The sequence below is a fragment of the Bradyrhizobium sp. WSM4874 genome (assembly GCF_055811835.1).
This window is the reverse complement of the sequence record NZ_JBVVPR010000051.1, coordinates 1-21087: the sequence shown is the minus strand read 5'-3', so window position 1 is coordinate 21087 and position 21087 is coordinate 1. Positions and strand designations below refer to the sequence as shown.

General features: G+C 62.3%; 19 protein-coding genes. 12 read left to right on the top strand and 7 right to left on the bottom strand.

Annotated features, from left to right (window positions below; all coding sequences use genetic code 11):
* The first annotated feature begins 3 nt into the window (after positions 1–3).
* Genes AC0L3P_RS33810 through AC0L3P_RS33780 form a run of 7 tightly spaced genes read left to right on the top strand, consistent with a single transcriptional unit; the run spans position 4 to position 7053 of the window.
* Positions 4–1923 carry an N-acetylneuraminate synthase family protein gene (locus AC0L3P_RS33810; protein ID WP_473308609.1) on the top strand — a complete coding sequence of 640 codons (1920 nt, stop codon included), beginning with the start codon at positions 4–6 and terminating at the stop codon, positions 1921–1923.
* Positions 1923–2612 (top strand): acylneuraminate cytidylyltransferase family protein, encoded by a 690-nt coding sequence (locus AC0L3P_RS33805; RefSeq protein WP_473308608.1) that lies wholly within the window; start codon positions 1923–1925, stop codon positions 2610–2612. The genes AC0L3P_RS33810 and AC0L3P_RS33805 overlap by 1 nt, the downstream gene beginning before the upstream one ends.
* Positions 2605–3369, top strand: coding sequence for an SDR family oxidoreductase (locus tag AC0L3P_RS33800; protein WP_473308607.1), 765 nt, complete (start codon positions 2605–2607; stop codon positions 3367–3369). The genes AC0L3P_RS33805 and AC0L3P_RS33800 overlap by 8 nt, the downstream gene beginning before the upstream one ends.
* Positions 3366–4214: a sugar phosphate isomerase/epimerase family protein gene (locus tag AC0L3P_RS33795; protein ID WP_473308606.1), complete on the top strand. Its 849-nt coding sequence runs from the start codon at positions 3366–3368 to the stop codon at positions 4212–4214. The genes AC0L3P_RS33800 and AC0L3P_RS33795 overlap by 4 nt, the downstream gene beginning before the upstream one ends.
* Entirely contained in the window at positions 4211–4972 is a 762-nt protein-coding gene (locus AC0L3P_RS33790; protein ID WP_473308605.1) for an SDR family NAD(P)-dependent oxidoreductase, read from the top strand. The genes AC0L3P_RS33795 and AC0L3P_RS33790 overlap by 4 nt, the downstream gene beginning before the upstream one ends.
* Before the next feature lie 13 nt (positions 4973–4985).
* Positions 4986–5825: an SDR family oxidoreductase gene (locus AC0L3P_RS33785; protein ID WP_473308604.1), complete on the top strand. Its 840-nt coding sequence runs from the start codon at positions 4986–4988 to the stop codon at positions 5823–5825.
* A gap of 55 nt (positions 5826–5880) precedes the next feature.
* Positions 5881–7053, top strand: a complete 1173-nt coding sequence (locus tag AC0L3P_RS33780; RefSeq protein WP_473308603.1) for an acyltransferase family protein — start codon at positions 5881–5883, stop codon at positions 7051–7053.
* Here the strand turns inward: AC0L3P_RS33780 and AC0L3P_RS33775 are convergent.
* Genes AC0L3P_RS33775 through rfbF form a run of 4 tightly spaced genes read right to left on the bottom strand, consistent with a single transcriptional unit; the run spans position 6975 to position 11017 of the window.
* On the bottom strand, positions 6975–7913 hold the full coding sequence (locus AC0L3P_RS33775) for a Gfo/Idh/MocA family oxidoreductase (RefSeq protein WP_473308602.1): 939 nt from the start codon (positions 7911–7913) through the stop codon (positions 6975–6977). The two genes, AC0L3P_RS33780 and AC0L3P_RS33775, sit on opposite strands and share 79 nt — an antisense overlap.
* Entirely contained in the window at positions 7906–9147 is a 1242-nt protein-coding gene (locus AC0L3P_RS33770; RefSeq protein WP_473308601.1) for a class I SAM-dependent methyltransferase, read from the bottom strand. The genes AC0L3P_RS33775 and AC0L3P_RS33770 overlap by 8 nt, the downstream gene beginning before the upstream one ends.
* A 41-nt stretch (positions 9148–9188) precedes the next feature.
* Positions 9189–10250 (bottom strand): CDP-glucose 4,6-dehydratase, encoded by a 1062-nt coding sequence (gene rfbG, locus AC0L3P_RS33765; protein ID WP_473308600.1) that lies wholly within the window; start codon positions 10248–10250, stop codon positions 9189–9191.
* Entirely contained in the window at positions 10247–11017 is a 771-nt protein-coding gene (rfbF, locus tag AC0L3P_RS33760) for a glucose-1-phosphate cytidylyltransferase (protein WP_473308599.1), read from the bottom strand. The genes rfbG and rfbF overlap by 4 nt, the downstream gene beginning before the upstream one ends.
* A 238-nt stretch (positions 11018–11255) precedes the next feature.
* Here rfbF and AC0L3P_RS33755 point away from each other — a divergent pair, with 238 nt between their 5' ends.
* Positions 11256–12194, top strand: coding sequence for a glycosyltransferase family 2 protein (locus AC0L3P_RS33755; protein ID WP_473308598.1), 939 nt, complete (start codon positions 11256–11258; stop codon positions 12192–12194).
* Between the two features lie 70 nt (positions 12195–12264).
* Here the strand turns inward: AC0L3P_RS33755 and AC0L3P_RS33750 are convergent, their stop codons facing one another.
* The 3 genes from AC0L3P_RS33750 to AC0L3P_RS33740 all read right to left on the bottom strand — a co-directional run bounded on the left by AC0L3P_RS33750 (position 12265) and on the right by AC0L3P_RS33740 (position 15166).
* On the bottom strand, positions 12265–13407 hold the full coding sequence (locus tag AC0L3P_RS33750) for a hypothetical protein (RefSeq protein ID WP_473308597.1): 1143 nt from the start codon (positions 13405–13407) through the stop codon (positions 12265–12267).
* 83 nt (positions 13408–13490) lie between these two features.
* Positions 13491–14333 (bottom strand): hypothetical protein, encoded by an 843-nt coding sequence (locus AC0L3P_RS33745; RefSeq protein ID WP_473308596.1) that lies wholly within the window; start codon positions 14331–14333, stop codon positions 13491–13493.
* Between the two features lie 92 nt (positions 14334–14425).
* On the bottom strand, positions 14426–15166 hold the full coding sequence (locus AC0L3P_RS33740; RefSeq protein ID WP_473308595.1) for a hypothetical protein: 741 nt from the start codon (positions 15164–15166) through the stop codon (positions 14426–14428).
* Positions 15167–15590: 424 nt separating this feature from the next.
* Here AC0L3P_RS33740 and AC0L3P_RS33735 point away from each other — a divergent pair, with 424 nt between their 5' ends.
* The 4 genes from AC0L3P_RS33735 to AC0L3P_RS33720 form a co-directional block, all read left to right on the top strand.
* The gene (locus AC0L3P_RS33735; protein ID WP_473308594.1) at positions 15591–16466 is read left to right on the top strand and encodes a class I SAM-dependent methyltransferase; all 876 of its coding nucleotides are present in this window, start codon (positions 15591–15593) and stop codon (positions 16464–16466) included.
* Between the two features lie 50 nt (positions 16467–16516).
* Entirely contained in the window at positions 16517–19024 is a 2508-nt protein-coding gene (locus tag AC0L3P_RS33730; protein ID WP_473308593.1) for a hypothetical protein, read from the top strand.
* Between the two features lie 83 nt (positions 19025–19107).
* Entirely contained in the window at positions 19108–20310 is a 1203-nt protein-coding gene (locus AC0L3P_RS33725) for an HAD-IIIA family hydrolase (RefSeq protein ID WP_473308592.1), read from the top strand.
* A gap of 132 nt (positions 20311–20442) precedes the next feature.
* A partial coding sequence (locus tag AC0L3P_RS33720) for an SDR family NAD(P)-dependent oxidoreductase (RefSeq protein ID WP_473308591.1) occupies positions 20443–21087 on the top strand: 645 nt, incomplete at its 3' end.

Below are 21087 nucleotides of genomic sequence, written 5' to 3'. Positions count from 1 at the left end.
TTGATGACATCGCCCCAACAGCCCGCCCCGGTCCGCATCGGCGACCGTCTTCTGGGAGACGGCCAACCCTGCTACGTCATCGCCGAGATCGGCAACAACCACAATGGCGACTTCGATCGCGCCATCGCGCTGGTCGATGCCGCGGTCGCGGCCGGTGCCGATTGCGCCAAATTCCAGATGCGCAAGCTCGATGAGGTCTATCGCGCTTCGAGCCTGTCCGGGAAGGACGACGACCTCGCCGTCGAATATACGCTCGATCTACTGCGCCGCTTCGAACTCCCGACCGAGCAGCAGAAGAAGATCGCCGAGTACTGCGCGGCAAAGGGTATCCAGTATCTCTGCACGCCCTGGGACGCGAAGAGCGTCGCCGTGCTCGAAGGGTTCGGCGTCAAGGCCTACAAAGTCGCTTCCGCCGATCTCACCAATCTGCCGCTGCTCGCGTGCCTTGCCGCCACCGGCAAGACGCTGATCGTCTCGACCGGCATGAGCACGACGGACGAAATCAAGACCGCGGCGAAATTCCTCGACGACCGCGATGCGAGCTACGTGCTACTGCACTGCCAGAGCACGTATCCGGCCGCGCTCCACAACATCCATCTGCGTTTCATGGAAACGCTGCGCGAGATCCATCCGATCGTCGGCTATTCGGGCCACGAGCGCGGCGTTGCCGTTTCTACGGCCGCGGTGGCGCTTGGCGCCGTCGTGATCGAACGCCACATCACGCTCGACCGCGGGATGGAAGGCCCGGACCACGCCGCGAGCCTCGAGCCGGAGGAATTCAAGACGCTGGTCTCGGGCATCCGCGAGGTGGAGGCGGCGCGCGGCGAGAAGCTGGCTGAGCGCGCGCTGAGCCAGGGTGAGCTGATCAACCGTGAAAATCTTGCCAAGAGCCTGGTGGCCGCGCGCGACCTTCCGGCAGGCACCGTGATCTCCGACAGCGACATCGCCGTGAAGAGTCCGGGTCAAGGGCTGTCGCCGCTGAAGATGCCGGCCCTGCTCGGCCGCAAGCTGACGCGGACGATGGCGGCCGATGACTATTTCTTCCAGAGCGACCTCGATGAAGGCATCGCAAAAGCGCGGCGTTACCGCTTCGACCGGCCCTGGGGCGTGCCGGTGCGCTATCATGACACCGAGCGCTTCCTGGAGATCTGCGAGCCCGATATCATCGAGTTCCATCTCAGCTACAGCGACATGGAACGCGATCCCGCGACGTATCTCTCCGGCACCTATGATCTCGGCTTCGTCGTGCATGCGCCGGAGCTGTTTGCCGGCTCCAAGCTGATGGACCTCGCAACTCCCGACGAGTCGCTGCGGCGATATTCGCTGGAGCAGACCCAGGCCGTGATCGACATCACCCGCGGCCTGAAGAAATTCTTTCCCAAGACGAAGCGCCCGCCCATCGTCGCCAATATCGGCGGTTTCACCATGGACGAGCCATTGCCGCCGGAGGCGAAGGCCGAGCGCTACCGCATCTTCGCCCAGAGCCTCAAGGAGCTCGACATGGACGGCGTCGAGCTGACGCCGCAGACCATGGCGCCGTTCCCATGGCATTTCGGCGGCCAGCGCCACCAGAACATCTTTATCTTCCCAGAGGAATCCGCCGCGTTTTGCGCCAAGCATGATCTGCGGATGTGCGTCGACATCTCCCACACCAAGCTCGCCGCCAATCATTTCGGCTTCGACTTCGCACAAGGCTTGGCGCAGCTCGGGCCGCACACCGCGCATCTGCATTTCGGGGACGCCAAGGGGCTCGACGGCGAAGGGCTCCAGGTCGGCGAAGGCGAGATCGATTTCGACGAGATCGGACGGGTGCTGCGCAAGCATGCGCCGACCGCGTCCTTCATTCCCGAAATCTGGCAGGGCCACAAGAACATGGGTGAAGGCTTCTGGGTCGCGCTCGAGCGTCTCGAGGGGCATATCTGATGGCGCGCAAGACGCTGGCCGTGATCGCCGCGCGCGGCGGCTCCAAGGGCATTCCGCACAAGAACCTGCTCGATCTCTGCGGCAAGCCGTTGATCGCGTGGACGGTCGAGCAGGCACGCGCGGCGCGCGGCGTCGACGTCGTGGCAGTCTCTTCCGACAGCGACAATATCCTTGCCGCGGCCGAAGCCGCCGGCGCCATCGGCGTGCGGCGCCCCGCAGACATTTCGGGTGACCTCGCCTCCTCCGAATCCGCCTGGCTACACGCACTCAATGCGATCGACGAGCGAATGGGACGGTGCGAGCGGATCGTCGCCCTCCAGGCGACGTCACCGATCCGCGAGTCCAGCGACATCGAGGACGCGCTTGCGACCTTCGATCGCGACCATCTCGACAGCCTGCTCTCGGTTTGCGAGGTCGAGGATTATTTCAACTGGCGTATCGGCGCGAGCGGGCCGGAGCCGATCAACTACGACTATCACAATCGGCGCATGCGGCAGCAGATCGAGAAGCGCTACCTGGAGAACGGCTCGTTCTACGTCCTGATCCCATCACTCCTGCGCGAGCAGAACAATCGTCTCGGCGGCAAGATCGGCTTTCACGTGATGGATCGTCACAAGATGTTCCAGATCGATCGTCCCGAGGACGTCAAGCTTTGCGCCGCCATCATGCATAGTTACGGCTATGCCTGACCTCAGCCCCTTCTCTCTCGCCGGCAAGATCGCGGTCGTCACCGGCGCCTCCCGCGGCATTGGCGCTGCGATCGCGACCGGCCTGCAGGATGCGGGCGCTACGGTGTTCGGCCTCAGCCGTTCCGGGACTGCACCACAGGGCGTGAGCCCGATTGCCTGCGACCTCTCCGATGACGAGGCCATCGAGAGCGCATTCCGCATCGTGGCCGCACAAGGCGGACGCATCGACGCGCTGGTCAACGCCGCCGGTATCAGCCTGCCGGCCCAAAGCGCCGGGAGCGAGCTCGCGCGCTTCCGTGCCACGATCGCAACCGACCTCACCGGCGTCTACGCCACCATCCTTGCCGCCCATCCACTTTTGAAGAACGCGGGTTCCGCTGCGATCATCAACGTCACCAGCATCAATTCGGTCCGCGGCTTTCCCGGAAATCCCGGCTACGTGGCGGCGAAGGCCGGTCTTGCCGGACTGACGCGTGCGCTCGCCGCCGACTATGCGCCCGACGGCATCCGCGTCAACGCACTCGCGCCCGGCTATGTCGCGACCGAGATGACCGCGAAGAGTTTTGTCGATCCCGACATGCACGAGGCGCGGCGTCGCCACACGATGCTCGGCCGTTGGGGACAGCCCGCCGACATGGTGGGAGCCGCAATCTTCCTGGCGTCGGAAGCCTCCGCCTATGTGACCGGACAGGAGCTCTTCATCGACGGCGGTTGGACCACAAAGGGCCTCGCCATCAACTCGGACAAGCAACCGTGACCGCAACGCTCGAACGCATCGGCTTCATGCAAGGCAGGCTTTCGGCTCTCGTCGACGGGAAGATCCAGGCATTCCCCTGGGACGAGTGGGGCGAGGAATTCTCGCGTGCGAAAGAGCTCGGCCTGACGCGGATGGAATGGACCATCGATCAGGAACGGCTGCGCGAGAACCCGCTGACGACCGAGCCGGGCCAACAGGACATTCTGGCGCTGTCACGCGAGAACGGCGTGCGGATTCCGAGCCTGACCGGCGACTGCTTCATGCAGGCGCCGTTCTGGAAGGTCGATGCCGTCGTGCGCGACGCGCTCGTCGCCGACCTCGATCTGCTGATCGCCTCCTGTAGCCGCATCGGCATCGAATTCATCGTGATCCCGCTGGTCGACAACGGCAAGATCGAGCGCGAGAGCGATAGCGATACGTTGAAGCGCGTGCTGCTCGCTCGCTCCGAGCAGCTTGCAAGACGGAGCGTCAAGATCGTCTTCGAATCCGATCTGCCGCCGCGCGAGCTCGCCCGGTTCATGGAGGCCTATCCAGCCGACGTCTTCGGCATCAACTACGACAGCGGCAACAGCGCCTCGCTCGGTTATGACAGCGACGACGAGATCGGCGCCTACGCGCCGCGCATCCTCAATGTGCACGTGAAAGACCGCGTCCGCGGCGGCACGACCGTGCCGCTCGGCACCGGCAACGCAGACCTTGCCAAGACGATCCGGCTGATCGAGCGATCCGGCTACAAGGGCCAATACATCCTGCAAACCGCGCGTGCCGCCGACGGCGACCACGCCGGCGCGCTGGCAAAATACCGCGACATGACGGTTCGCTGGATCGAGGACGCGGCGCGATGAAGCTCGAGCTGGACGATCGCGTCGCACTCGTCACCGGCGCCAGTCGCGGGATCGGGCTTGCAATCGCGACAACGCTCGCGGCAGAAGGCGCCAAGGTGGCAGTTGCGGCGCGCGGCGCCGATGCGCTGAACACCGCGCGCCCGACGGTCGGCGGACGGAGCTCGATTCACATCGCCGACGTCACCGATCCCGCCGCCGCGGCGAACCTTGTTCAGGAGGTCGAAAAGCAGTGGGGCCGGCTTGACATCCTCGTCTGCAATGTCGGCAGCGGCGCGTCCGTGCCCCCGGGGCAGGAAACTGCGGCGGAGTGGTCGCGGGTGATGGACCTCAATCTGTTCGCCACCACCAACATGATCGAGGCCGCCAGACCGCTAATGGGCCGTGGCAGCGGCGACCGCGCCATCGTCTGCATCTCCTCGATCGCTGGCATGGCCGCACTCGGCGCGCCGGTCACGTACTACGCCGCCAAAGCGGCGCTGAATGCGACCGTGCGCGGTCTGGCGCGGCCGCTGGCGCTGGAAGGCATCCGCATCAATGCAGTCGCGCCCGGAAACATCTTGAGCCCGGACGGTACCTGGGCGCGCAAGATCGCCGAAAACAAGCAAGCGGTCGACGACATGCTCCAGCGCGAAGTGGCGCTACGCCGGCTCGGCACTCCCGAGGAGATCGCCGACGTCGTCGCCTTCCTTGCTTCGCCCCGCGCCGCCTTCATCACCGGCAGCGTGCTGGTGGCCGACGGCGGCCAGCTCAGAAGTTGAACAGGAGCCATCGATGGCAAATCCCTCCTCCCGCTACGACCTGACCGGACGGACCGCGCTCGTGACCGGCGCCGGCGGCCTGTTGGGCAAGCAGCATGTTGCGGCGCTCAGCGAAGCCGGCGCGCGCGTAGTCGTCACCGATGTCGGCTTGGCGCAGGCCGAAGCCGCCGTCGCCGCGTTGAAGCAGATCGCCGCTTCAGCCGATCTGATCGCGCTTGCGATCGACGTCACCTCGCTCGACTCGGTGCGTGCTGCGAACGAGCAACTCGCAGGCCGCGGCATCACCGTCGACATCCTCGTCAACAACGCCGCCATCGACCCCAAGGTGACGTCGAGTCCGGGCGTCATGCACTCCTCGCGCTTCGAGGCGTTCCCGGTGCCGCAATGGCAGACCGAGATCGCCGTCGGCCTGACTGGCGCGATGTTGTGCGCGCAGGTGTTCGGCGGCGACATGGCCAAACACGGGCGCGGCGTGATCCTCAACATCGCCTCCGATCTCGGCGTGATCGCGCCGGATCAGCGGCTTTACCGTCAGCCGCATGTGACACGCGAAGAGGAACAGCCGGTGAAGCCGGTGACCTACTCGGTGATCAAGCACGGCTTGATCGGGCTGACGAAATATCTGGCGACCTACTGGGCCGATCACGGCGTGCGCGTCAACGCGATCTCGCCGGGCGGTGTCTTCAACAACCAGGATCCCGCCTTCGTCGAGCGGCTGACGCGCCTGATCCCGATGGGCCGGATGGCCGAAGTCGAGGAGTACCGCGCCGCCGTGCAATTTCTCTGCTCCAACGCATCGAGCTACATGACGGGACAGAACCTGGTCATGGATGGCGGGCGGAGCGTGTGGTGACAACGATGACAAAATTGGCTCCGGCTGCAACGCCCGAGGCGGCTGGTAGGCGGCGATGTTCGACCTGAGCCGCTCGAAGAATGCCACGTCACCTGCGCTCGACCTGCTGCGCGCACTGGCCGCGCAAATGGTCTGCGTTGGCCACGCCGTAGCCTTCTTCGTGGCGGATTGGCGGCCTACGCATTTTGCTCTGATTCAGAACGTCGGCGTATTGATTTTTTTTCTAATTTCCGGGTTCTTGATAACGCATACGCTCGTGCAAAGATCAAAGGACCCGGCATACGGATTCCTGCAATTCTGCATCGAGCGATTTGCGCGCATTTACACCGGCTTGATCCCCGCACTGGTGTTCGTCATCGTTGTCGACGGCATTGCGGTCTATTACACGGGCGATCCGAGCATCCTGCGCTACTATACGTTTGGAACGCTGATCGCCAATCTCTTCATGCTTGAAGGATATCGAGGCGTCCTTCCGGATTACTTGCAATGGTCGGCGTTCGGATCGGCAGCCCCGCTCTGGACGCTGGGGATTGAGTGGCACATCTACATTTTCGTTGGCGCCCTCTTCTTCATTGCCCATCGACCGCGATCGGGGTTGCCCCTCATTCCGATCGCGATCTTCTTTGGTCAGACCCCCATGCATTTTCTGTTCGGGTCTTTCCAGGCCCATGGTCTGGGCTTCGCGCTGTTCACTCTCTGGCTCCTTGGTGGCCTGATCTACTTTACCGACCGTCTTTCAATTGCTAAACTTATACCCTCAGCCATGATCGGCATCGTGAGCATTGGCGCGTTCGTCGCGGTGACGCGCACGGGAGCGGAATACAATCTTCTTTCATATGTCCTGCTTGCCGCAGCCTTCTTCGGACTGGTGGCAGCGACGCAATCGATGCACGCCGTCACCTCGCCCGCTGTTTCCACATCGATCTCCTTTGCGGCCGACTACTCCTTCTCGCTCTACCTCGTCCATCATACCATCATGTACGCGACGTGGATGAGCTTCCCGGCAAAGGGGCATCGGCATGTTCGTCATAACCGTCGCGGCCTCCAATCTGGTCGCGATAGGGGTCGCTGCGATCGGGGAGAAGCACCACCGCGCATTCGCGCGTTGGCTGACTCGCCTATTGAGCCGCGGCGCGAAGCAAGATCGTATCACGGCAAGCTAGATCTGCTCCGAACAGCCTCGGCCCGCGCCCACAGCGCGATAACGGCTTGCTGGTGCCGTAGGTGATCGTGGTCCTCGTCCCGGAGCGCACGGCATAGACGGCGCAACACATCGACCCGCGGATCGCGAACGTTCGCGCCGGCTTGCTTCGTCGTCGAGAACGGGTCCAACTGGTCCACGACGACACGTCCGCCCTCGCCTTGCCGGCCAAAAACGCGGAAGTAGGTTTCGGCTGACCGGCTGTCGACCCGCAGGACAACCGGCGGCAAATTTTTGCCGACCAGAGTTGCCTCCCATGCAGCCGTCTCGTTCTCCGCAGGTCCTACGACCGTCGATTTCGACACATCTTCATAGCCGCACTCGGCCAGCAACGCGATCAGGTGGATGCCGTAGAAGCGGAGCGCGCCGCCTCCGCTCTCATCGAACCTCTTCCAGTTCACCAGATCGGCACGGTAGTGATGCGCTAGAAAACTCCACTGCACAGAGATAACGTCGAAACCTTCGCTGAGAGCTGTGCGGAGCTGCTCTGCCCACGGCAGGAAGCGGAAAGAGTAACCGACTCGGTACCGCTTGCCGGCCCGATCAAGCTGCTGGAGGAGTTGCGCCGCAAGCTGCGGGGTCGGCGCGAGCGGCTTTTCCAGGCCAAGATCGTGGATGCCGGGCATCTGGGTGAGCCGCGGAATCCAAGCGGCCTGGTCGGCCGGACGAAGCGCAACCACCGCGCCATTCGATCGCGCCAGCGCTTCGTCGGTGCCGGCGCACCAGATCACCTCGGGCACGTATTGTGCGAGCTCGCTCCGTCCGCCGACGACCGCCCGGTAGCGCTCCGGTAGCGCCACCTTGATCCCGCACTCGATCAGCGCGGGCAAATATCCGTACATCCCGAAACCCGATCCAAGGATCGTGAAGAGGGGTGCCTCAGGCATGGAAATCGTCCGCGCCGAGCACGTCGACCACCGGGCCCTTGTAGCCGTTGTCGGAGAGATATTGGCGGATCTCGCGCGAAATGTGCCAGGCCAAATTGAGCACCGGCTTGCTCTGGTCGCCATGCGCGAACAATTCGTCGTCAGACGCGATCGGAATGCGAGTGCCCGGCACGTAATGTCCGATCTTGATCGAGCCCGGCTTTTCGTGAACCGCGACGATCTCCTTTTCCGTCAGGCCGAGCAGCTTGACCAGAATGGCGGCGCGGCCGGGAAAGGCCTTGGCGCGAATGGGTCCGTGGGCCGCGATGATCTTCTTGAGCTCTTCGCCCTTACGCGCCCTCCAGAGCAGGACGTCGCGCGCGAGTTGGGCAAACTCGACCTGGAAATTGTTCTCGCGGGCAACGACATCGGCCGCGACGGCATCGCTCTTCGCCGCGCGCCCGAGGACGACGCGGATGTTGCCGCCATAACGCGCCGGAAATTCGACATTGACGATGTCGAGCCCGAGCGACTTCGCGATGAAGCTGAACGACTTGTACGAATAGGTGCGAGGATGTTCGTGATAGAAAGTATCGAATTGGTGTCGGTCCAGCACCGCGCCGAGATAGTGGTTCTCGATCACGATCACCGTGTCCGGCCCAAGCAGCACCTTCAGCGCCGCGAGCACGCCCTTGAGATCCTCGATGTGGGCGAACACGTTGGTGAAAGTGATTATGTCGGGCGTACCGACGTCGCGATGAATTTCGGACGCGGTCTCGGCGCTGAGATAGTTCTGCACCACGAAATGGCCCTTGGCCGCGGCATCCTGGGCCGCGCCGGTTGGCTCGATGCCGGCCGTCCTGGCGCCGGCCTCGCGAAAGAAGTCGAGCAGGCTGCCGTCATTGCAGCCGATGTCGAGCGCGATCTTGCCGGTCAAGGGCCCCATCCGCTCCGCGCACGTCGCGACGAGACTCTTCATCCCGGAGAGCACGTCGGCCGTGAAGCGCGAGCGATAGTGATAATCCCCGGGAAACAAATCCTCCTTCGGGACCTGGAAACGCTGATGGCCGGTGGCGCACGTCGGACAAAAATCGATCTTGATCGGGTATTCACGGCACTGACGCGAATCGCCGACCGTCACCAGATCGTCGCACAGCGGGTGCAGGCCGAGATCGAGCACCGGCACGAGCTTGTCGCTGCCGCAGACTTCGCAGCTCTTGATCTCGGTGAGCGATCGCGTCGACGTGGTGGTCATCAGATTGAATCCAGTTGGCGGCCCAACAGGCCGAGGAGAGCCTAGTCCCGCTTGGTGTTCATGAAAGCGTCGATCTGGTCAACCATTACCGGCCTGATCGCAACGCCCTGCTCGAACGCCCTGTACCATTCCACCACGGCGGATGCGGCACGATCGAGGCCCCAGCGCGGCGCCCACCCCAGATGAGCCCGGGCCTTGGAACTGTCCAGCGACAGCAGTCGTGCTTCATGCGGATGCTGTCCTTGCTGCGGCATCTGCTGCGGCGGAACACCCCAGAGCACGGCCAGGCGGTCGACCAGCCAGCGAACGGTGCGGACGCTGTCGGGATCGGGACCAAAATTCCATTCGCTGGAGAACGCAGCAGGGTCCCGCCACAGGTGCTCGGCGAGCAAAAGATAGCCCGACAGCGGCTCGAGCACATGCTGCCACGGCCGCACCGCTTCGGGATTCCTGACCGGCACCGGCTGGCGGCTACGGATCGCCGCGATCACGTCGGGGATCAGACGGTCCTGCGCCCAGTCGCCGCCTCCGATCACGTTGCCGGCGCGCGCGCTGGCAAACCCGATCCGGCTGGTTCCACTGAAGAATGACGATCGATACGCCTGTGTCACCAGTTCCGCGCAGGCCTTGCTGTTTGAATAGGGATCCTTGCCGCCGAGCGGATCGATCTCGCGGTAGCCCCACACCCATTCCTTATTGTCGTAGCATTTGTCGCTGGTGACGTTGACCAGTACACGCACGCCCGAATTCCGCACCGCCTCAAACACGTGCACGGTGCCCATCACGTTGGTGGCGTAGGTGCCGACCGGGTCCTCATAAGACGCTCGCACGATCGCCTGCGCCGCCATGTGGAAGACGATCTCGGGCTGGAACCGGTCGAACGCCGCCTTGACGGCGGCGGGATCGCGGATGTCGGCAAAGACCGACACGATGTCCCGCCCGGTCTGCGCTAGATCGAACAGATTCGGCGTCGTCGCGGGCGGCAGCGCGAGACCTGCGACCTCGGCGCCGAGATGGCGCAGCCACGCAACCAGCCACCCCCCCTTGAAACCGGTATGCCCGGTGACGAGAACGCGCTTGCCCGTCCAGAAACCGGCGTTCATGGCCAGCTCTTCCAAGGCGCCTGCCCGCTGTCCCAGAGCTGTTCGAGGTGCAGCTTGTCCCGCAGCGTGTCCATCGCCTCCCAGAAGCCGGCGTGACGGTAGGCAGCAAGCTGCCCGTCCTGCGACAGGCGCTTGAGCGGCTCCTGCTCCCAGATGGTGGCATCGTCGCCGAGGTAGTCGAAGATCGCGGGCTCCAGCACGAAGAAGCCGCCATTGATCCAGCGCCCATCGCCCCGCGGCTTTTCCTCGAAATGCCGGACCACGTCGTCGCCGATATCGAGCGCACCAAACCGGGCTGGCGGCTGGATCGCGGTAACCGTCGCGTGCCGGCCATGGGCACGATGAAAATCGCGCAATGCACCGATATCGACGTCCGCGAGGCCGTCGCCATAGGTCATGCAAAACGTTTCGTTGCCGACGTAGTCCTTGACGCGCCTGAGCCGTCCGCCGGTCATGGTGTTGAGGCCGGTGTCGACCAGCGTCACCTTCCAGTGCTCGGCGAACTTGTTGTGCACTTCCATCGAATTGTTGGCGAGATCGAACGTCACATCGGCCATGTGCAGGAAGTAGTTCGCAAAGTACTCCTTGATGACGTAGGATTTGTAGCCGCAGCAGATGATGAACTCGTCGATGCCGTGCGACGAGAACATCTTCATGATGTGCCACAGGATCGGCTTGCCGCCGATCTCGATCATGGGTTTCGGCTTGACGTGGCTCTCTTCGGTGATGCGTGTCCCGAATCCGCCCGCCAGAATCACGGCCTTCATGCTCATACCCGTCCAGCAGAAAAGATCACATCAGACCGGTTAAGCCAGTCCTGTCAACAAGATCCGGGCTCCGTCGCCCCCCATCGGGAACGCTTGAAGTTGCCAGCTTACCTGCTAAAGAAACGATAGAAAGATGGCAACCCCACCACCGGCGCGCCAACCGCCTCGGGCGGCCGCCATCCGCCTGATTCAAACCCACGGGTGACTGGTCTCCCTCGATGGAGGTCCTGGAGGATTGATGCCGAAGAAGATCACCCTTGTGACCCCATGCTACAACGAGGAGATGGGGATCCGTGAGTGCTACGCAGCGGTCAAGGACATCTTCGATCGGGAGCTTCCAGGCTACGAGCGCGAGCACATCTTCTGCGACAACGCCTCGACCGACCGGACGGTGGAGATTCTGAAGGAAATCGCCGCCCAGGACCCCTCGGTCAAGGTCATCGTGAACGCCCGGAATTTCGGCGTGCTCAGGAACACCTACAACGGGGTGCTGGCCTCCACCGGCGACGCCACGGTGCTGTTCATGCCGGCCGATTTGCAGGACCCGCCAGCACTGATCCCGACCTTCGTGAAGCATTGGGAGGACGGCTACGAGATCGTGTTCGGCATCCGGGCGCGACGCGAGGAGCCGTTCCTGAGCCGCACGGCGCGGCACCTGTACTACAAGATGATCAGCCGCATGTCCTATGTCGACTATCCTGCCGACGTCGGCGACTACCAGCTGGTCGACCGCAAGGTGCTCGACGCCATGAAGCAGTTCGAGGACGTCCAGCCTTTCATGCGGATGATGCCGTTCGAATGCGGCTTCCGCTCGATCGGCGTTCCCTACACCTGGCTCGCACGAAAACACGGCATATCCCGCAACCGGCTGTCGAGCCTGATCGACCAAGGGCTGCTCGGCGCGATCAGCTTTTCCACCGTGCCGCTACGCTCGGCATTCTTCTTCGGGCTGATCATCTCGTCGCTGAGCTTCGCTTACGCGTTCGTCGTGTTCCTGCTCAAGGTCGCAGGCTTCGACATCGGCCCGCGCGGCATTCCCACAATCGTCATCGGCCTGTTCTTCTTCGGCGGCGTGCAGCTCTTCTTCCTTGGCGTGCTCGGCGAGTACATCGTCGCGATCTTCAACCAGGTCCGGCGACGGCCGATCGTCGTCGAGCGCGAACGGGTCAATTTCTGATCCTGCCTCGGATCTCGGTCGATCGACGATCGACCGAGTCGCAAGGAGCCGCCTGGCCTTAGGAGGCTTCCTAAGCAGACCCCTCGCTCCGCTGGGTATCGCCCGTTTCCAGCAGCTTTCCAAGTGCTTCGCTGGCCACGAAGGCAAGCGCACCCATCGCAGGCACGATCAGTCGCGTCTCGGAAAAGTCGGCAATCACAAAGACGATCCCGACATGAACCAGCGCGGCCGGAACAACGACGGCGATCGTCCGGGTCAGCGCAAATGTCCGTACGATCGCGATTGCGAGGACGGGACTGGCAATCGCCACCGCGAGCTTCATCGTGAGAAGATTGACGACGAGCTTGGAGAAGTACTCGCCATGCGTGATCAGGAATGATCTGAAGTCCGCCTGCGGATGCATCAAGATCAGCAACTTGGGAATCAGCACGGACATGCCCACCAACGCGGCGAACACTCCCCACTCCTTCACGCTGGGCCAACGCCTCGCGAACGCCGCCAGGCTCAACAGCGCGAAGGCAGATGCGAACACGACATCGGTGCGCGCGAAACAGATGATCAGCCCGGAGAGGATCGCGGCCGGATAGCGCCGAGACGCGATCAGAAACAGCTGCCAGAACAACCCGCCCGCGATGAACACCGGGCCCATGCGGCCCGGGTAGATCGCCGTCTGCGTATAGAAGGCGAACAGGAGCAGGCAGATCCACGCCGAAGTCCGCGACAGCAGCAGGGTTGCAAGGGCGAACACCGCGAGAAACGACAGCGAATCGAACATGTAGTTGATCGCGATATGCGTACGGACCGTGGACCCTCGCATGTGGTCGTCACCAAGGACCTGAACGTAGACTTCAACGATCTTCGAGATCAGGGGCCGGATGATGCCCTCGACCAATTCCATGTGAGCGAACTCGCGTTCGTGATCGAGACTGAACTGCATCTGTTCGCGCAGCAGATTGGCCTCATGCGCGGTGATCGACAGCGCGAGACAGCAGCAGACGAGCAATCCCAGGACGACCGGATTGAAGAAGCTCTGCCGGATGAGGAAGAGAAGCGCGAGCGGAGCCAGCGCAACGAGCACGTAAACTGCAATTCCGAAATAGCGCCAGGCGCCGGGGAGCCACCTGTCGGAAATCTCGACGCGCCACCATACCATCACCAGGATGTTGGTGACGATCCAGAATCCAAGCACGAGCCCGAGCGACGGCGTGGTCATGTCGGCGTCGAGCTTGATGAAACGACTCGACAGGCTGGGTGGCGACGTCTGGGGTTCGCTCTGTGACAATTGGTATGCCCGATCTAGTGCTGCAAAATGCCGGCGAGATTCATGTGCGCCGGGCGCGAGTGCTCGATACCCAGCAGCGTCCGCCGGTTGTCGTTCGTGCGCTGCAAATGCAGGCTCGCGAGCGTGACCCCGGTGCAGATGGTGACCGTCGTCCCGCGGCCGCCGAACGGCTTGAGGAAATCGAACACGCCGCTGCCGAACATGTCGACAACCGACATCTCGCGGGCACCCAGCGGCGGAATGTCGCCGAACTCGCCGGTGAGCTCCTCGCCGTCCTCGCGGATCAGCCTCGATGTGGGCCGCGCCGTATGGGCATATTCGGGATCGGAGGAGTGATTGACCAGCATCAGGCTGCTGACGATGTCGCTGGTCGCAATGATCTTCGGATTGATCCCGGTGAAGCCGACATGCGCCTTGAGCCTGCCCTCGTTCAAGGGCCGGGCAAACGCGCCGGTGCGGTAGATCGCCACATTGTCCTGATCGACATACGTCATCGAGTAGCTGGCAGGCGAGGAACGAAAGCCGTCCATACGGCCGCGCGACATCACGGCGATGACGACATAGTCGTCCTGCGGCAGCTTGAGCGTCGCGAAGAGACGCGACAGCTCAACCTCGACGGTGGCGCCCGGAGCATAGTTTTCCGGAAACTCGTAGGTCGCCCGATAGTCCCCCTGACGCGACAGGATGTGCAGCTTGAACCTGAGCCTCTTGCTGAACCCCGAGGCGACCAGGCTGGCAAGCTCGGGCACGAGATCCTTGACCGTCTCGCGAAAGTTCTTGCGCAGGCTGCCGGCGATGAGGCTGCGCAGATACCTGATGTCTACCGGACGATACCAGGCAGGAATCGAGAAACCCATGCGCGACTCGACACCCGCAAAAGTCGGAAACATGAACCTGGGCTCGTAAGGCTTCCAAGGACTGGACGAGAAACGTGTCACGGATGCGGCCCTTAAAAATGGTGCAAGCTGAACTTGCCGTTGGCAAATTCATAATAGCTGAACGGACTTGCGATGTTCGTGCCCTTGAACTCCAGGGCAAAACCTTCGCTCGCGCCGACCAGTTGTTCGGCCTCGGGGAAAAGGTCCAGCGTGCTGATGCGGACCGCGCCCATGGGCGCGATTTCCGGAAGCGCGCGCTCGCCCAATGCGGTGCCATCCAGAGCCATGAGTCTGGCCGTCCCCACCGAGGCGCCTTCGGACGCCATGCAGGAGTTCACGAGCACCACGCCAGACTCCTTCAGGAAGCGCGTGAGATAGGACTGCATCCAGGCAGAGGTCGGGAACGGCCCCGCCGCGACGGGCTCGCGCTCATGCGACAATGTTACCGCACCATGCTGCGAAAAATATTGTGCGTAATAGCCGGTGGTCACCTTCCGTCCGGGACGGAGCTTGGTCTCGTGTTTCGGTACCAGCGACATCGCCACCGTTCCCGACACGCGCGGGCATAGCTCCGACGTCTGCAATTGCAACTGTCCGTTGACGCCGAGTTCCCTGTGGAAATATCCAGCCGGCTTTCCCGCCCCATCGAAGAACCAGACATGGGCATCCACCTCCGGATTAGCCTTCAGGAAAACCGAAAAATAATTGAATGCGCAGACTTCCGTCGTGACGGTCTCGTCGTTACGCAAGTAGAGCACCGCGGGCGGATAGCCCCTTGCGACGGCCTCGCTAATCTGCAATTCACCGGGCATGCGGCGAAACTCGGCGGGAGGGCAAGGGATCGGCACGGAGCGAACCGGCCGGCGGCATTCTACAAACCATACGCAATGTTCTTGCCCGCATGCTGAAACGTCGACGGAGTTTGAGTATCTGTTTACGCGCAGCAGACAGGGGAATCAACCGGGAACGGCGCCGCCACGAGCCGTTGCTGAGATCGGATTTGCCGCGGACAAGGTCCTCAAGCCTGAAGCGCCCGTCGCGCTCCGCTCTCTCCCAGACCGCCCTCAAATCCTTGCATTGCCCGTGCGGCTCCCTTATGACCGAAAACGGCTACGTGACCTGGTATCCGCCGAAATGGCCGGAACGTCAGCCTATTCTGGACCTACATCGTGCTTCAAGCACCGCTCGTCAGCATGACTACAAACGTACCGTCGGTTTCGCCGAGGAACCGCTGACGTGCGCTGGCAAACGAAAGCGCGGGCGTTCTCGATGCTGTCGAATATCCCCTTAGGCGATTACGCCCTGCAGCGCTACGTCACGCGACGGCTGCCGCGACCCGAAAAGCAGGTCAAATCCATCTACACTCTTGCGCAACGTCTGCTGCGCACTCATCAGAAGCACAGCCTCCGTCCGCTGCAGGATTCGATTTGCTTCGAATTCGGAGCCGGGCGCGATCTGATTGTTCCGCTGGCCTTCAGCGCGCATGGAGCCCGGCGCTACATCACCGTGGACATCGAGCGCCTTGCCAAGCTGGAGTTGGTCCGCTCCAACGCGGCCATCGTTTCGCGATTGAGCGGCACCGACCAGCCCGTCATGAATTCCATGGAGGACCTCGAGCGTTTTTGGAGGATCGAATATCGTGCACCGGCCGATGCCCGAACGACGGGCCTGTCCGCCGGTTCGATCGACTGCGCGGTCTCCGTCGAAACGCTTGAGCACATTCCCAAAAACGACATCGTGGGAATCCTGAGAGAGCTGCGACGCATCATGCGTCCTGACGGACTGGTCCTTATGCAAATCGACTACGGCGACCACTTCAAGGGCTTCGATCCGTCCATCAGCTCATTCAATTTCCTGACTTATTCGGAGCAGGAATGGGCGCCTTTCCAGTCGCGCTTCCAATACGTCAATCGCCTACGACACAGCGAATATCTGCAGCTCTTCAGAGAGGCCGGGTTTGAGCTGCTGAGCGATCAACCAGACCGCCGAGCACCGGAGCAGGACATCCTGCAACGACTGGCCCCATGCTTCAGAGGCTTCTCCGAAGAAGACCTGTTTACGCTAGGGTCCCTGATCGTCGTCCGCCCGGCCGAGCGGTCAGAAGGCAACTGAAAACAGCCGATCCCGGTTGTTTGGCCGGCGCCCACCATAGAGATTTCGTGATGTGGACGACCACATTTGTCCTGACGCTTTTATTCTTCCTGATACAGCTCGGTACCGGGTTTTCGATTCTGGCCATTGCGCCGACGAAGCTCGTCGAGGCGTGCCGGCTCACGAAGGCTCAGCTCGTCGTTTTTGCGTTCACCGTCGGCGCCTCTGCAACGGGTATCTTGCTCGGACCAATATCGCTGTTCGTGGGGGATATGTGGCTTCAGTTCGCGGCTATGGTCGCCGTGGCCTGTTTCGGATTGGCATGGTGGTGGCCGCATTGGCGCCCGGACAGAGGCGAGACGCGCGCGGCGGCCGCTTGGTGCATTCTGTCGCTTCCCATTGCACTCATGACCTGGTGGTGGTTCTTCGGCGCATTTTCCAACTTTCCCTACGCGGACATCGGCGCGGATGTTCACTGGATGAAGACGGCGCAGGAATACGCCGACAAAGGCGTCATCAACCCTTACGCGGCCCAATCTTACATCGACCTCCGCTCGGCAGTTGCAGGTGCGCTCGCTGGAACGCTCGGCCTGGATCTCCTGAAGTTCAACTGGACCTATCGATTCTTCTCAGCCCTCTTCTTCTTGTTGGCGTCCTATGCCTTCGTCCAGGGCATCTATTCCACTTCGCGACGAAAATGGATCGCCTTCTTCTTTGCCGCCACCGGCAGCATTGTCGTCTTGATCACAAACGGCAGCCTGGCCGTCGCCAGCAGTGTTGTGTTTCTCGGCGTGCTGATGCGCAATGCGAACCGGAAAGCGGGCGGCCTGTCGACGCGATCTGCTGTGTTTCTGGCCGTCAGCGTCGGCGCGACGCTGCTGCTCGCTTTCGTGGTCAACAACAACACGCTTATGTTTGTGCTACTTGTGGCCGGGCTGCTCCTGTTCAGGATTCCGATCGATACCGGCGCATATACGGGGCTGCTCTTTCTTGGTTGCATCTGGCCGGCGACGCTGCTGCTTGCACACCGCGGTTCCTATCTCTTCGTTCCAACCGTCCTGGTCAGCTGGCTTCTGTATCTTGCCATCGCGCGAATGATCTCCGCACGGCCGTCACCTTGGATCGCATTCCTGCGCTCATTATCCTTCATACTACCCCTGATCATTGTCGGAATCGTCGTGTGCGTTGCCGGAATGCGCTTCGGCTACATTCCCCCAATGAGCGCCAATGAGACATTCTCCTCGATTACAGGACTGATCCTGGGCAAGAGGATCGAAGGCGGCGAAGAGCTCGCCCTGGGCGCCGGGCCGCAGGTCGCCACGATCGAACTCGGGCGGGCGATCGGACCGCTTTTCTCCATATGCATCGCGCTGGGCATTGCATGGTGGTTGATGATCCGGCCAGCCCCTCGTGATTCCTCGGGTGCGACAGCGCCTCCAACCGGAGACTTCCTAACACTCGCGTGGTCCTGGATTGCTGGTTGCGGCCTGAGCCTTGCCGTACTCTCGGGATTCCCGTTCCTGTACCGAACCAACGCAATTATTCTGTCGCTTTTCACGATCTCAGCCACTGAGATTTTCTGTCAGTTGCTGGCTGCCCCCCTTCTTTCCTCTCGATATCGACGGGCGTTGGTTGCGGCGGTGGTCACCCTGCTTGCAACCGTTCTTGTGGCTGGGGTCTACGCGTATGACTGGCGGACCAACTTGCCTCTTGCCGGCTACCCATCGTTCCTGCGCGCGACAGAAATCGCACTGGTCCTGCTGCTTATCGCGCTGGCGCCATTATCGTTGGCCCGATCGCGAGTCATCTATACTTGCAGTCTTGCGGGTATCGTGGGGCTGGGCGTGGCTGTCGATAGGGCCGGTCTGTCCGGTCTCATCAAGAGCTACAGTTACGGCGCGCTTCCGCACCGGACCCCTGTTGTTTCCCACTACAACGCGGAAGATCTTGAAGTCGCTCATTGGCTCCGCAACAACTTGCGAAAGGGGATCGTTCTCTCCGACCCGTACACGTTGGGCATAATCCAGGCACTCACGGGCGCTCCGGGCGCCTATCTGTTCTCCAATCTGGACACTGTGAACGAAGCGATCGCGAAGCAGGCAAAATTGGTGGTGCGCGCAATCCTGACGCCTGCTGAAGCAGACCGTCGGCTCAATGAGGTTTGCAGCTTGATCGCGCCTCTGGTCCTTAACAATTCGGAGACCTTCTTCCAGATGGGACGGATCGATGGCTTGGGCGGAATCATGCGTGCCGTCCGCGGGGGACAGCCACCGCTTCAGGAATCAGCCCAACCGGCTTCCGATGTCCCCGCATCTCCAAGCCCTGAAGCGATCAAAGAGGAAGCCAAATCCACGTTGGTCGGCATTCTGAAGACGGGCGAGAATGCCTGGAATCTTGTCGCGATCATCACGCCCCGCACGATACGGTGGACACACCTAGCGGCCGACCAGCGTCTGAGCTATTTTCCTCCCGCCGCCCCCATGGACCCGACGGTCGCAGATGAGCTTCGTGCGAGCCCGTTCACGGTTCTGTTTGCCAACAGGCAGACGGTCGTCATTCGCATTCCCTGTTCGCGCTGATATGGAATTGGACAGAAACTGACACTCCCATCGGTTCGGATTGGCAGTACACTTCGCCATCTATGCTGTCGGAAGGGCACCGTATGTTGAGACAGGCTGTCATCCTCGTCGGCGGGCTGGGCACACGGCTCGGCGATCGCACCAAACTGGTGCCGAAGCCGATGCTCGATATCGGTGGACGCCCGTTTCTCGATACGCTGATCGACGAGATCGCACGCTATGGCGTGTTCGATGAAATTCTCCTGCTTGCGGGCCACAAGGCGGAGATCGTCGAAACGCACTACGCTGCGGCTTCGAGGCGACAGGCGCGAATCGTCGTGTCGCGCGAGACCGAGCCGCTCGGCACCGGCGGCGCGCTCGTGCATGCGCGCGATCTGCTGCACGAACGGTTCCTGCTGCTCAACGGCGACTCGCTGTTCGACTTCAATTTGCTCGATCTGATCGCGCGCTCGCAGCGTGGGCGCGTTCACATGGCGCTGCGCGACGGCGTCGTCGGAGATCGCTACGGGCGCGTCGTGCTCGACGGTGACGTGGTGCGTGACTTCATCGCCCCGGGTGCGGGCGCGACGGGGCCGGTCAACGCCGGGATCTACGTCGTGGACAAGTCCATTCTCGCCGACATCGCGACGCTTCCCGCCTCGCTCGAGCAGGACGTATTCCCCGGCCTCGTCAAGTCCGGCGCACTGCGCGGCACGGCCTATCGCGGCTACTTCATCGACATCGGCGTTCCCGATGATTTCGCACGCGCCAATCGGGAATTGAGGGAGAAGCTGCGCCGGCCAGCAGTGTTCTTCGACCGCGACGGCGTGCTCAACCACGATTCAGGATACACTTTCGAGACGCACAAACTCGAATGGACCGAGGGCGCACGCGAGGCCGTGAAGGCCGTCAACGACGCCGGCTACTTCGCCTTCGTCATCACCAATCAATCCGGCGTCGCACGCGGCTACTACGAGGAGCATCACGTCTTCGCCCTGCACCGCTGGATGGCGGACCAGATGGCGCTGGTCGGCGCACACATCGATGCGTTCGAATATTGCCCCGATCACCCCGACGGCACCGTCGCAAACTATTGCCGCACGAGCGACCGGCGCAAGCCGGCGCCCGGCATGATCAATGACCTCGCACAGCGTTTCCCAATCGACATGACGCGCAGCATGGTCATCGGAGACAAGGACAGCGACATGGGGGCGGCGCAGGCCGCGGGCCTTGCCGGTCATCTGTTCGAGGGCGGAAATCTGGAGGCGTTCGTGAAGCAACGCCTGATCCCCACTGGGAACGCCTAGACGGGCGCCCAAAAGCGCTGCATCCCCGGGCATTTGACCGATATCGAACGGTGCTCTGTTGCACGCGACGGCCAGTGTGCTATAGCGCCATCTTGTTGCGAACACTGGCTTAATCGCCCTTTGGGGTCCGGCATGGCAGATCTGAGGGACGCCCGCGTCCTCGTTACCGGCAGCGACGGCTTCATCGGTTCGCATGTCGTCGAGGAACTGGTGAAAGCCGGTGCCCGCGTCAAGGCGATCGTCTACTACAACTCCTTCAATTCCTGGGGCTGGCTCGACACGGTGCCGGCCGACATCATGACGTCGGTGGAGGTCGTTGCAGGCGACATCCGCGACCCGCACTTCATGATCGCGGCCGCGAGCGGCTGCACCGACGTGTTGCATCTGGCGGCGCTGATCGCGATCCCGTTCTCCTATGTCGCGCCCGACTCCTATGTCGAAACCAACGTGCGCGGCACCGTAAATGTGCTCCAGGCCGCGCGCATGGCCGGCGTGCGCCGCTTCGTGCAGACCTCGACCAGCGAGGTCTACGGCACGGCGCAGATCGTTCCGATCAAGGAGAGCCATCCGCTGGTCGGACAGTCGCCCTACTCCGCCTCGAAGATCGCCTCCGACCAGATGGCGTTGTCGTTCCAGGCCTCGTTCGATATGCCCGTCGTGGTAATCCGCCCGTTCAACACCTTTGGCCCGCGACAGTCGGCGCGCGCGGTGATCCCGACGATCATCAGCCAGATTGCGACCGGCAAGCGGAACATCCGCCTCGGTGCCGTCAGCCCG